Here is a 13,235-nt window from a genome sequence, read left to right as displayed (position 1 = left end):
ATGAATCGTCAAAAGGAATTAGCAAAAAACACAATTATTTTGACGGTGGGAAAAATCTGTACTCAATTTGTAAGTTTTCTACTTTTGCCATTATATACATCGTTACTGGAGCCAACCGAGTATGGTATCGTAGATTTGATTAATACCTATATTACTTTGCTGACACCTATATGCAATTGGCAATTTGAAAACGGGCTTTTCAGATTTCTAATAGATTATAGAAATGATGAAAACAAGCAGAAGGAATTGTTTTCCACAGTGTTTTTGACCAATATAGCACAGGCTGTTTTATATATTGTGTTTTTTTTAGTGTTCCAAGGATTTATATCAATTAAGTATAAATTTTTCCTTGCACTCGATGTTCTTGCAAATATTTTTTTGAATACACTATTACAATTTCCGCGAGGGGTTGGAAAGAACACTATATACTCTATTGGAAGTTTTTTATCAGCATCAACGACAGTGGTTTTTAATGTTATTTTTATTGCTGGCTTTCGTTGGGGGGCTTATGGAATGTTTATGGCCACATTGTTGGCAAAACTTGTAACCTGTGTTTATTTATTTTTGGCAATGAAAACGTGGCGATATTTTTCGGTGAATGCATACAATAAAACATTATTTAAAAATGTGTTCAAATATTCTATGCCGTTGGTTCCGAATCAGCTTTCATGGTGGGTTGTAGGTGCATCAGATCGAACCATTGTTTCACATTTTATCGGTGTTTTTTATAATGGTATCTATTCTGTTGCAAACAAATTTCCGACAATTTATGTAACATTTTATAATATATTCAATTTGTCATGGACTGAATCTGTGTCACTCCATATGAATGATAGTGACAGAGATGATTTTTTGACAGACATAGTTAACACGATGTTCAACCTATTTGCTGCCGTTGATGTAGGAATTATCGCCTGTATGCCATTTATTTTTAAATTAATGGTAAACAATAAATATGATGAAGCCTACTATCAAATTCCAATTTTAATGGTTGCTGTTTTATTCCAGGTTGTTGTTGGTTTATACAGCGTTATTTATGTGGCTTTGAAAAAGTCCACAGAGATTGCGAAAACATCATTTTTTGCAGCAATTATTAATGTTGGGGTTGACCTGCTTTTGATTAAAGTGATTGGGTTGTATGCGGCATCTATTTCTACATTAGTTGCATATGCTGCGATGGCAATATACCGTTACTTTGATGTCAAAAAATATGTATCAGTACGCTTGATTAGTAAGAATCTAGTCGCAGCGTTTTTGTCAGTTTTGATTTCGGTATTCGTGTATTATACAAAGAATCCAATCTATTGTTTGATGTCACTAATATATGTAATAATTTATGCTGTTCTTTTTAATAGAGACTTTTTGATTTCAACTATAAAGACGATTAAATCCAAGCTATAACGAAAAAAATGTAATAAGGAGTGATTTGGTAATCGTAAAAAAATTATCACGAATAGTCTTGTGGCAATCTATCAGCCGTTTTAGATGTCTATAATATTTTCATTCTTTACACTCTTCTTTTATTTGTTTGCTTTTTGCAAGAACGAAGAGGGTAAGGGAATAAAGGAATCTGTTAAGATTTGGGTTGCACACTTAAAAATTCAGCTTCTTTAGAAAACTCTATGCTTTATCTTTCTGTACAAGCTTGATTCTTTTTAGATCTGTATTATATAGAAGCTTATGGGTAAAGACGCTTTCAGATGTCGTGGGTGGCTGATGGATTTGGAAAACCAGTTCTGACGGCACGGTAACATTAACAACAGAATGCTTCTAAAACATCCTTTTGATGTTCCCATTCACTATCTTGTTGATGTGTGTATATTCCGCTAAGCACAGTACCGTGAACCCGTTTTGACAGATACCACAATTTCGGACATCCAAACGCGAAATATTCACTGAATGAAATCGGGTATATCCTGATTTTTTGAATACGGTTGTTCAAGTATATTCGGTATACTTGTTTCAGCTTTTCTTTCTTTCAATATCTTCGAAACAGAGCCTTGATGTATGCGCAGATAAATCTCTGTGGTCTGAACAGATTCATGACCCAAAAAGTTTCTTATATATATGAGTGGTGTCCCAGCTTCAAGCATATGGATTGCTTTGCTATGGCGGAAACTGTGTGGCGAATAATCTTCTTCCTTAAAGTGATTTGGATTATTGCTTTTTGCCAAGGTTACATATTTACAGACAAGGTTTCGAGTACATGCAGTTGTTATCCGGTCAGATCTTTGGTTTGGAAACAGATACTCATCCCTGTTATCTTTCAAAGCTTTCCTCCTGCTGCCAGATATCTTTTTATCAGTTTCACGACATCTGAAGAAATAGGAATTTCGCGTGCCTTGTTTCCTTTCCAGTGAATCCTGACAGTAGAAGTTTTCGCGAACGTTATATCACCGATCATGATGTCACATATCTCCTGTGCTCTTGTACCAGAATCATAAAGCAAAGCCAACAATGTAACATCCCGGCTGCCAGTTTTACCTTGGGTTGTTGGAATGCCCAATAAAATCCGGATCTCTTCAGCGGAAAAATAAGGAAAAACTGTCTTTGGGATCTTTGGGGTCTGTGCCTGGGAAAGTGCATTGTATGCACCAAGTGAAGCTATCTCCCGACCATAAACCTTCTTATCCGAATATTCGGATAAGAAGGTGACGGATTTCTTCTCCTTTACAAAAGGCTGGAGCTTGGCGGTTTCAGCTGGCCCCGTACAAAAGAAGAGGCACTGGAGATCTCACCGGAACAATATCATGCATTGATGCAGGGGCTGGAAATTGTCTCCAGACATCCGATTCAGGAAGTACATCCCCAGGATCTCCTGTAAGGCATTGTGCAAAACGGAGAAAATCAAAAATCTTTTCACCTTCACCGCCTTGCGGGGCGTGAAAGTTATCCACAACTGGGCCTTATTGCATTCATTCAATTATGGAGTACTTACCAGCGGCAAGCTGCCGTGTGGATAAGTACCCTGAAAAACTGAAAAAACTAATAGTTTTTTCGGCTTTTCGGAGTATTTATCCTATGGTGAGAATGACGAAGGATCTTTTTGCATGGTTCGCTTTTTGTTTTGCGGTACAATAGTTCCAGCAAAACAAAGGAGCACCGGACATGTCAAAGATCTATACACCAGAAGAACTGAATAGCTTCAGCAGGGAAACACTCATGGCAGTGATCCTGTCCATGCAGGATCAAATGAGCCAGCTGAACGCAAATATGGAGCGACTGATCGAGCAGATCGCTGATGCAAACAATAAACGCTATGGGCGTTCTTCTGAAAAGCTGGATGTCATCGCAGGCCAGTTAGAACTGGAACTCATCTTTATCGAAGCAGAAGCCCTGACAGAAACTCTTTATGTCGTTGAGCCTGCCGAAGAGGATGTGATCCAGGTCAGCCGCCGAAAAAGGAAAGGGAAACGTGAGGAAGATTTAAAGGATCTTCCAGTTGAAGTGATCCCACATAGTCTTTCGGACGAAAAACTACAGGAACTCTTTGGGGGGACGGCTGGAAGCAGCTTCCGGATGAAGTCTACAAAAGAGTCCATGTCCAGCCAGCCGTGTATACAGTTGAAGAACATCATGTAGCCGTCTATTCCGGCAGGGACAATCAGACGATCGTTAAGGCAGACCGTCCGAAAGATCTGCTCCGAAACAGCCTCCTTACCCCCTCTCTGGCAGCAAGTATCATGAATGCTAAGTATGTAAACGGGCTTCCTTTGTATCGGATCAGCCAGGAATTCCTGCGGAATGACATCCATATTTCCAAGCAGGTGATGGCGAACTGGATGATCCAGTGTGCAGACCGGTATCTTGGTATCCTTTATGATTACTTCCATAAAGAGTTATATCGTTTCCATGTGGTGCAGGCGGACGAGACCCCAGTTATGGTATCGAAAGACGGACGCCCCGCAAACAGCAGGAGCTATATGTGGGTCTACCGCACCGGTAAGATTTACACAGACACGCCGATCATCCTGTATGAATATCAGCGCACCCGAAAAGCAGACCATCCAAGAGAATTTCTGAAGGGCTTCTCAGGGGTGGTTGTCTGCGACGGCTATTCCGCTTACAGGAAGCTGGACCGGGAAAATCCGGATATCATTTTGCCGGCTGCTGGACACATGCAAGACGGTATTTCTCGGATGCTTTAAAAGCCCTTCCGAAAGGGGCACAAAAAACCGCAAAAGATACTGTTGCATATGAAGCACTAAAGCGGATTGGAGCCATTTATCATCTGGACAATCAATTATCCGATCTGGAGCCGGATGATCGGAAGAAGCAGCGGCAGATCACAGGCAAACCTCTGGCGGCTGCTTTCTTTGCGTGGACAAAGGAAGTTCAATCCTTAGGCCGTCTTTCCAAAGGGAAAACACTGGAAGGGATCAATTACTGTATCAATCAGGAAGAGGCCTTGAAAGTGTTCCTGAATGATGGTGAAGTCCCTCTTGACAACAACGTAACAGAAGGAGCGCTCCGCAGCTTCTGCCTGCATAAACATGCGTGGAAGCTGATCGACAGTATCGATGGCGCGAAATCCAGCGCGATCATCTACAGCATAATGGAAACAGCAAAGGCGAATAACCTGAATCCGTTCCGTTATCTGGCCCATGTCCTGACAGTTTTGAAAGACCATCAAGATGACACGGAATACAGCTTTATAGAAGAACTACTTCCCTGGTCAGATCAGTTACCTGAGACCTGCCGGAGCAAGTCTAAAACGACCAATGTGTAGACCTGGCCGCCGGAAACGGCGGTCAAAAAATGAGCCAGTACTCATGGTTTACCGTATACCCCAGTTGTAGAAAGTACCCGGATGGATCCCGTGCTCTTTGCACCATTGGTAATCCGCAAGGCCGCTGTTCCGGCACTCCATGATCAGCTGATACTGCTGGTCGGCCGGTACTCTGGTTTTGTAAGTAGACATTGTTTTAAACACCTCCATAATTCTGTAGTAAAATGTCAGCCTCTATCAAAACCGAAGATACATTTTGGAGCGAAATGCTTGCATCTAGCTACACTTATTATGGAGCAAAACGTGGTCAAATACCAGCCACCCTAATACTTGGTGCTTACGGCGTTTATATTCAAAAAGCTTTTTTTAGCCATTTATTAAACGGTTTTTCAACGTACTTGTACACAATAATTGCCAATATAAAAACAAAAGTAAATGCAACCACTGAATAGATGATTGAAAAACTCCCAATACGTCGTATCATATACAATTCTATTGCATATGAGATATTTTGATGAAGCAGATATAAAGGATATGAGATTGCCCCAATAAATTGTAATAACCTGCAATTTAATATAGGAAATTTTTCTAATGTTGAACCACCCACAATAATAATTGCAATCCCAGCTTCTACAGTCTTTATCATCCCCATTAAATATCCCGTTGCACCAAGTCCTATTAATAATAAAAGTAACCATTTTCTACACAAGGCTATTTTTTTTTCTTTATAGAATTTAATGTATCTTTTGATAGCAATACCAATACTTACTATTCCTGAATATGACCCAGCTATTAAGAGTGTAAACATTGTCAATTTTGTAATCTTAAAGCATATGGACACTATAATCCAAATTAAAAAGCTCCCTATACATTCATTGGATTGTGACTTATTAATTAATGCAATAACAACTAGAGAAGAAATTAATGTTGTTATATACCAATGTGCTCCATCCACATATGGTATATTAATATATCCATTCAAAAAGAATATGTTTATTAAGTAATCTTTCCAGGTACACATTCTTCCCTCAACGGGGAGAACGGATAGTACGAACATAGTAATTGTAATACTTATAAAATATGCAGGCCACAACCTGAAAATTTTTATTGGTAATTGGCTAATCTTAGTTTCGGCTGCAAAGTATGAGGAGATCATTAAAAATACTAGTGCACCAATTCCTCCCCAATATTTTACAAACGGTATATCCGAGTTAGTATATAATTGTTGGAAACGACAAGTGAGATGAAATATTACAATCATCAGAATCATTACTGCTCTTAGCCCATCAATTTGTTTATTTCTGTAATGAATTTCTACCTTTTGCACAGACATCCTCCTTAAACCAGTTAGATATACATCCCAATAACGCTCTACTTTTCTCCTTGAAAGACAGCTATTGGTATGAACTGTTTTTTACTTCATAGTATTTTACCGAAGGGCATAGAAAGCTCCCTAAAACACCTGCTACAATTAAATTAAAAGAATATATTTTAGAACCTTCGCCATTTTACTCTTTTATACATACGAACTATAATCGCATTTTCTGTGCTTAATTATATTATTTCTTCCCTCGAAATTTCATGCTATATTTTTTTATTGGTAACATGTACTGATCTCGTATACTAGGAAATAGCAAAATTATAACAAAATACACAATAGCACAAACTACAATAGAAACAAAACTCCAAACAACTCCTGAAGACACTTTACGTAAAGCCAATGAAGTACAAGCCATTATGATAGTAGCTCCAATCTCTGGAACGATATTTTTGAACATATGTAATGGGGAAATATGTAAAACAAAATATACAACAGATAAATTAACTAAAATTAACTCACAGGATACCAAGCATCGCATAATATATAGTAATTGAAATCCTATTTGAGCACTATAAATTATGGAGGGTACTAAAACAATTAACTGTGAAATCTGCACGAATACTGAAACTTTGGGTTTTCCCATTGCCCTATACGCCTCGGAACAGTAATTGCTAAACATAATTTTTAACGCATTCACAAATCCCCACATCCCAATGAATGGTGCTGCTTCTGTCCATTGACTGCCTAATAAAATTTTTGTTATTAAATCTTGATACAGAAAAATACCAACACCCATGGGGACAAGCAACAGCCCGACATTTCGATGGAAAGAAAAATATATACGTTTGAATTTCACAAAATCATGTTGTTCTCTGGACAAAGCCGCAAATAATACCGGCATTGTGGCAGAAGTAACTAGAGTCATAATTTGGTTAACTGTATTCATAGATGTTTTATATAGTCCCAAATAGTAGCTTGTCAAATATGTTCCCACGATAAATACATCTAGATAGCTGGTCATCCAAATAGAAATTGCTTCTATCAATGACCAGACACTAAAGGAAAGCATCTCCTTCAATATATTAACATCGTAAAATAGTTTAGGCTTCCAAGAAGATCTCCAAGTCAGAACAATAGTGTTAGAGAGATTGGCACAAACATTGCCAACAATTAACGCCCAGAAGCTATTTGTTAAAATAGCTAGTGGTATTGTTATAGTTAAAGGAATTACAACAGCAATCATTCTAACAAAAAAAAGAGTCTTAAAGTCAAAATTTCTTCTATACAAGGCCATTTGAATGCTACTCATAGAAGTTAATGGCAATGAAATACAGGAAACAATAAATACTCTTCCTAAACCTGGGCTTCCAACAAGTATCGCAAGTTGATCACTAGAAATTGAGATAAGCAACCAAAAAATTATTGAAAGCACCATATTTGTCCAAAATGCAACAGTAGCATAGTCCTCTCTCTCTCTTTTACTGTTAAACTCATGCTGTACAAGATATTTTTGAAATCCAGAATCAGTAAACATATCCGCAAAACTAAATATCATTGAGGCTGTAGCAACAATACCGAATGCGTCCGGTGTTAGTATTCTTGCTAGAATAATATTCGAAACTGGAGTTACCAATTTTCCAGCAACCTCAGTTATTGAGGACCATTTTGTGGCATTGTATATTTTCTTATCTATTGAGTTCGTCATTTATATTCCTCTAATATTTACAAAAAGAACTATGGTTAAAAACTATAAACCAAATCAACATAATAACTTCCTGCAAAAAAGCAATGGAATAAGATATTTGTCCATACTCTGTCACTAGCAAAGAAAGAACTATAGCTAACATTGCTATTGCCAAATTATTCTTTAGTTTCCGTATCTTAATATATTTACCAATTATTAAAACATAACCAGCATAATATAGCACAGTTCCTAATAGTCCTACATCAACAAGCAATTCAATATAATTATTATGGGCATATACCCCTGCAGAGCCTACCCAAGTATTTGAATATCTTGTCCCCAATAAAAATTTATAACAATCAATTCCATGTCCAATCAACGGCTTTTCTTTAAACCATTCTATTCCCCATTCGATTAAATGTAATCTAAAACCAACACTACTATCTGTCGTTCCTCCTAAAAAACCAATGATCATAGTTTCAATTCTAGATCCAACAAGTGTATATAAAAATTGCACTCTAAATATCAAAACCATAATACTCAACAAGGCAAGCAAGACTAAAATAATATTTCTAATTATCTTGATTGAATTGTTGGATTTTAGGATGTAATAAACAGTTACAAATACTCCAATAAATAAGAATACTTTTCTTGAGGCAGTCAATATAGCAGAGATAATATTCAAGACTAACAGGATATGATATAAATGCTTGTTTTTTACGAGATTATTTGACGTAATAACGATACATAATATAACAGCTATTGAGGTAACATATGCTAATGTATTAGCATTTTCAACGCCATTTGAACCGCCGCGATTAAACAAATATATTGTTAAGCCAAATTGCAGATATATATTGGCGGCATGAAAAATTGCCCCCCAAATAATAGCCCTAAAGATATCCACTATATAGCTGGGCCTTTTATGTAAAGTAATAAAGAGAATCCAGTTTATAATAATAATGTAAAGCAATGTCGTGATTGAATTAACAGCAATCTTTCTAGAAACAGCCCAAATGATCGAAAAACAGCAAAAAGCAAAAAAAGTGCCTGTATATGTGTAGTATAATAAAGGTAATTTTTTTAATTTTTTTGATCTAAATATATTAAATGCAAAAATAGCAAAAATAAGTACTCGTGTACTCTTTACAAAGAGAGTTCCGGTACTTGCACTAAAAGAGACCGCAAATGTATACAACAATCCAGAACACTCCATAATATTGATTGGTTTTATTCGTCCTATATTCATAGATTAAAATCCTTTTATACTATTATATCACTTCGCGCCATTTTGCTATTATATGTTTACTATTCAATGAGTTTCTAATAGTCGTGGCTTTCATTGCTATATTTCTAGCTTTTTCCTTATTCTCTACTATAAATTTCATTTTTCTATATAAAGCTACAGTGTCTCCTACTTGGATCAAAAATCCATTTATATTATCTTGAATAGCCATTCTTGCTCCACCACAAGGGCAGTCTGTGCAAATTGTTGGAAGACCAATTGCCATAGCTTCAAGCATAGCATTTGATAATCCTTCATAATTTGAAGCCAGTACAAACATAGCAGCTTTTTTGATTTTCTCATGTATGTCTATTGCAAATGGGCGTACAAATGCGAAATTATCAAGTTTACGTTCTTTGATATAATTTATAATTTCAGATTTTTGACTACCTTCCCCATATAATTCAAGAATCAATTCTGGATATTCATTATGCAGCATTGCAAAGGCATCGATAATCATAGGAATATTTTTTTGAGGTTCTAACCTTGAAAAAGATACGATTCGATTGTCTCTCTTTCCAAAATATGCTTCTGGAAGACACTCTGTAACAGGATTCATAATAATAATAATTTTATCTTGAATCTTTAAAGGAAAATATTTTTTTGCATCTTCGGTTTGACACACCAGTACATCCAACCGTTTATATAACATATTCCGAAATATTTTTAAGATCGTCCTATTATCCAATTGAGCTGGATCATTTCTCTCAGAACCAATTAATTTAATTCCCGTTCCGGCTAGGGCAAGGATCGCAGCCATTACATAATAGTAAGAAAAAGCAATTACAACATCGATAGATTGTTCTTTTGCAACTCTTCTTATCATAATAATTCTTCTTATCTTCTTATCAATGGAGTTTTTACCGTTAGATGCACTAATAATATTAACATGGGGATTTATATTATATGTTTTATCTGCTTTTACAAAAGATAAAATATAGACATTTTCCCCTTCATTTATTAAGGCATTAGCAAGCAGACTAATAACTCTCTCTGCTCCGCCGTTACCGAGGCCGTTACCAACAAATAGAATATTTTTCATTTTACCTCCTTTACAGCTTAATGCACAAAGTATATAGTTTACTTGTAATGAATTATTTTAAATAATACTATTAGGTTCAGATTGATATAAAATAGATTAATTCAAAGATAAAGCTTCCGAATTATTACAAGCACATTCAAATCAAAGGATATCGTTTGAAACTATACTTCCTGCTTTAATTATTGTATTCTCCTTGATTAGTATTCCACCGACCACGATTGCACCTGCATAAACTGTACATCCCGTTTCTAATAATGGCATCCCTCTCTCAACGCCATCCTCATCCTGTCTGCACGGTTTCCCATTTCCGCCTCCAAGTGTAACTCCTTGATAAACAGTTAACCAGCCCTTTGAAATCACTGTTTTACCTATAACGGTACCCAGGCCATGGACTAGCATAAATCCCCCAGCTAAATCAGCCCGATAATCTATGTCAACATGAAATAACATCCTATTAATATACCATATAACTTTGCTGATTACACTGAGGTGTATACGATAGAAGAAGTTGGACAGGCGAAATAAGCATACGCTGTGAAAACATGGATTGAACAGAAGAGTGGCTATCTTTTTACCTGTCCCCCCCACAACAAAATGTTTATAGTCCTCTATAATCCGCATACAATCTCCTTCCTTATTTATTCCATGTAAATCTGTCTCAGTCTATTCGCTTCAACTGTTATATCAAACCCATGACCTCTAAAATCATTCGTTATATCTTTGTTTCTGTCAAAGTTCCGCTTTCTAATTTGTACAATTTGCTCAGCCCATTTTCTTGCTTTTACTGTCAACGACATAAATTGAATACGCTCTGTGCATTTTACGTCATCAGTTATGACATCGGAGGCGAGTACAGGCAGGCCGCTAGCCTGAGCTTCAAGTATAACAAGAGGGAGCCCTTCCCAGAGAGAGGGCATTACAAAACAGTCCATCGCTTGGTACAATCGCTGCACATCGCTACGCTGTCCGGTAAAAGTCACAACATCGTCCATTTCGAGTGCTTTCACCTTTTGCTCCATTTCACTACGCATCGGTCCTTCACCAATGAGCAACAACCTCGCCTCTGGTAGAAGGTTGTGCACTTCATGAAATATATCAATCAAAAATGTTTGATTCTTTACTAGGCTAAAATAGCCAATATGCCCAATCACAAACCTGGATATATATCCAAATTCTGCCCTAACTTCAGTTCTCATTTTCCCACAAAATTGGAACTTTTTTAAATCAATAGCGTTGTTCAGAACAGTATATGTTTGGTTACCATACAACCATTTTCCAGATGCCTCTGAACAAGCAAGCCGCAGTGAGACACACGCATTCATAGCAGGCTTAAATAATCGATTTAAATAAGGATGTTCACATGAAGTGTTATGGCAATGGCATAGCACGCGCTTTACACCGCATTTTTTTGCTAGGGCCGATTCAATTAACATTGTTCCGCTGTTACCATGGATATGCACCACGTCATAACCGTTTTTTAAGATTGAATGTAACGATTTAATATAAGCCTTAGTATTCTTTTTTCTATCTGGCACATTAAATACATTCCCCAACTCTTCAAATGTATCTTTAAGTTTTTTTTTAATTGATTCAAATGCAATAAAATCAATGTCCATATCTGATCTATCCATTGAATTCAAGTAATTATATATGACAAATGTAATACCTTCGTAGTTCAACCCGATTGTATTAATTACTAATATATGTTTATGCATATTTTATAATCCCTCTATAATCTCCAATACAAATACAACAATCTTCTCCTGTATTCTCACCTGAGTCTACCAAATATTGTCTGTTGCATATAATTTTGCGTCTGGTCAATCTCATCCCATCAGGATCACAATTCAATATGTCCGATCCATCCAAGTGCTGCTTTCCAAAACAAATCAGAGCTTTCTAAATCTAATAGTTTTTGCTTTTTGTTTCTATATACGCATTCTATTTCTTCATATGTACTCTCGATTAACCTATATTTATTGATGTCAAATGCATGGTACAGCTGCGGAATCTTTTTATAATCAAAGTGCATCAATTTAGCTGCTACACAATCTATAGCAACAGGATTTGTTCCACAAATTAACAAGCCAGCTTTAATAAGGTCTGGTTCAAGAGGCCCATTTCCTTGCCCAGCGTATATTCCATCGACAATTCCAATATACTTTTTTTTCGACAGGCACTTATCTTCTCGAAATGTACCATCCGAGTTAGCGTAGAACATTACTTTGTTTAAGTCTAAGATTGTTCTCCACAAAGTATCGTTTCCAAACCATCCTCCACTGCGTGCCGTCTTTTTGTTGTCTCCCCAGAAAAGAACCGCAATTTTTTTTAATGGAATAAGCAGTGGGGATAAGATTTTAAATTTAACCACCATATTTTTGGCGGCCATAGTAATTCCGCTTTCAATGGAGGCGCTGGAAGAACTAGATTCAAACTGGTCTCCACCATCCTTAGGCGTTCCTATTGTATGATGGGGTAACAAATTTTTATTTGTATTAATGCCTACAAGATTTTTTAGGCAACAAGTTATTCCGGCCTTTTTATGTGTTTTTAATTTAGGTAAATTAATAAAAACATCTGCACTAATCACCGTTTTTGACACACTGTAATAATTATCTACCCCATTATGCGCGTTATTAGTTTCTTTAATATTATAATCTGCACCATACAACTTTTGAGTTGTAGCCGATTTGTAAAAAAATTCACTATTTTCTCTTTGTAAATTCGCCAAAACTTTTCCTAATGGATCACCAGATAGTTTTTGTCTATTTAATATGATACCATTTGACGCCATTTCCCATTCTTCGTCTCTTAAGTCTATGATTTCAAATGGAATTTTCTTTACACCGCAGTACTGTTTCCATTCTTCTACTGGTAAATGAGACAGAATTTTATCAAACGATGCACCTGTCATCGGAGCATCCGCTAAAATGATTCTTCCATCTTGATCAAGAATTTCACACAAAAGCTCTAATACCGCAGAAATAATAACCGGATGAGTAATAACATAATCCCAGTCATCATCTTGAACTCTAGACTCCTGTACAAAATTAGGTTTAACAACAACTGTATCTGTAGTATTAATACTTTCTAATACCTTAGATAAAGATATTAACTTTTTAATTTTGTCTTTGCCATATTCCGGCTCTTCAAAAATGTACACTAATTCCATCG

12 protein-coding genes and 2 pseudogenes are annotated in these 13,235 nt (G+C 36.4%); 5 read left to right on the top strand and 9 right to left on the bottom strand.

The window, feature by feature from the left end; genetic code table 11:
- Entirely contained in the window at window positions 1-1,401 is a 1,401-nt protein-coding gene (locus BN1938_RS18765; RefSeq protein WP_050641991.1) for a lipopolysaccharide biosynthesis protein, read from the top strand.
- 491 nt (window positions 1,402-1,892) lie between these two features.
- On the opposite strand, the pseudogene BN1938_RS24300 reads toward BN1938_RS18765, so the two are convergent.
- Window positions 1,893-2,506, bottom strand: a pseudogene (locus BN1938_RS24300) (tyrosine-type recombinase/integrase).
- A gap of 153 nt (window positions 2,507-2,659) precedes the next feature.
- Between BN1938_RS24300 and tnpB the strand changes: the two are divergent.
- The 4 genes and pseudogenes from tnpB to BN1938_RS24280 all read left to right on the top strand — a co-directional run.
- A pseudogene (gene tnpB / locus BN1938_RS24295) lies at window positions 2,660-2,824 on the top strand (IS66 family insertion sequence element accessory protein TnpB); the annotation flags it as partial.
- Window positions 2,825-3,108: 284 nt separating this feature from the next.
- Window positions 3,109-3,582, top strand: a complete 474-nt coding sequence (locus BN1938_RS24290; RefSeq protein WP_082203064.1) for an IS66 family transposase — start codon at window positions 3,109-3,111, stop codon at window positions 3,580-3,582.
- Window positions 3,555-4,148, top strand: a complete 594-nt coding sequence (locus BN1938_RS24285) for an IS66 family transposase (protein WP_050641989.1) — start codon at window positions 3,555-3,557, stop codon at window positions 4,146-4,148. The genes BN1938_RS24290 and BN1938_RS24285 overlap by 28 nt, the downstream gene beginning before the upstream one ends.
- The gene (locus BN1938_RS24280; protein WP_330581606.1) at window positions 4,046-4,729 is read left to right on the top strand and encodes an IS66 family transposase; all 684 of its coding nucleotides are present in this window, start codon (window positions 4,046-4,048) and stop codon (window positions 4,727-4,729) included. The genes BN1938_RS24285 and BN1938_RS24280 overlap by 103 nt, the downstream gene beginning before the upstream one ends.
- Before the next feature lie 48 nt (window positions 4,730-4,777).
- Here the strand turns inward: BN1938_RS24280 and BN1938_RS23500 are convergent, their stop codons facing one another.
- The 8 genes from BN1938_RS23500 to BN1938_RS18710 all read right to left on the bottom strand — a co-directional run bounded on the left by BN1938_RS23500 (window position 4,778) and on the right by BN1938_RS18710 (window position 13,233).
- A complete protein-coding gene (locus BN1938_RS23500) occupies window positions 4,778-4,921 on the bottom strand; it encodes an IS66 family insertion sequence element accessory protein TnpA (protein WP_330581589.1) in 144 nt (47 codons plus the stop codon).
- A gap of 160 nt (window positions 4,922-5,081) precedes the next feature.
- The gene (locus tag BN1938_RS18740) at window positions 5,082-6,056 is read right to left on the bottom strand and encodes an acyltransferase family protein (RefSeq protein WP_050641987.1); all 975 of its coding nucleotides are present in this window, start codon (window positions 6,054-6,056) and stop codon (window positions 5,082-5,084) included.
- A 232-nt stretch (window positions 6,057-6,288) separates the two neighbouring features.
- The gene (locus BN1938_RS18735) at window positions 6,289-7,755 is read right to left on the bottom strand and encodes a lipopolysaccharide biosynthesis protein (RefSeq protein ID WP_050641986.1); all 1,467 of its coding nucleotides are present in this window, start codon (window positions 7,753-7,755) and stop codon (window positions 6,289-6,291) included.
- A 10-nt stretch (window positions 7,756-7,765) separates the two neighbouring features.
- A complete protein-coding gene (locus BN1938_RS18730) occupies window positions 7,766-8,983 on the bottom strand; it encodes an O-antigen ligase family protein (RefSeq protein WP_050641985.1) in 1,218 nt (405 codons plus the stop codon).
- A 22-nt stretch (window positions 8,984-9,005) separates the two neighbouring features.
- On the bottom strand, window positions 9,006-10,061 hold the full coding sequence (locus tag BN1938_RS18725) for a glycosyltransferase (RefSeq protein WP_050641984.1): 1,056 nt from the start codon (window positions 10,059-10,061) through the stop codon (window positions 9,006-9,008).
- Window positions 10,062-10,202: 141 nt separating this feature from the next.
- The gene (locus BN1938_RS18720; RefSeq protein ID WP_050641983.1) at window positions 10,203-10,682 is read right to left on the bottom strand and encodes a serine O-acetyltransferase; all 480 of its coding nucleotides are present in this window, start codon (window positions 10,680-10,682) and stop codon (window positions 10,203-10,205) included.
- A gap of 17 nt (window positions 10,683-10,699) precedes the next feature.
- On the bottom strand, window positions 10,700-11,776 hold the full coding sequence (locus BN1938_RS18715; protein WP_050641982.1) for a glycosyltransferase family 1 protein: 1,077 nt from the start codon (window positions 11,774-11,776) through the stop codon (window positions 10,700-10,702).
- Window positions 11,777-11,901: 125 nt separating this feature from the next.
- The gene (locus tag BN1938_RS18710) at window positions 11,902-13,233 is read right to left on the bottom strand and encodes a DUF362 domain-containing protein (RefSeq protein WP_050641981.1); all 1,332 of its coding nucleotides are present in this window, start codon (window positions 13,231-13,233) and stop codon (window positions 11,902-11,904) included.
- Window positions 13,234-13,235 lie beyond the last annotated feature (2 nt).

This window comes from Eubacterium sp. SB2 (assembly GCF_001244405.1).
Classification (GTDB): domain Bacteria; phylum Bacillota; class Clostridia; order Lachnospirales; family Lachnospiraceae; genus Faecalicatena; species Faecalicatena contortus_B.
Note: the sequence above shows the minus strand (reverse complement) of the source record. Positions and strands in the feature narration are given on the sequence as shown.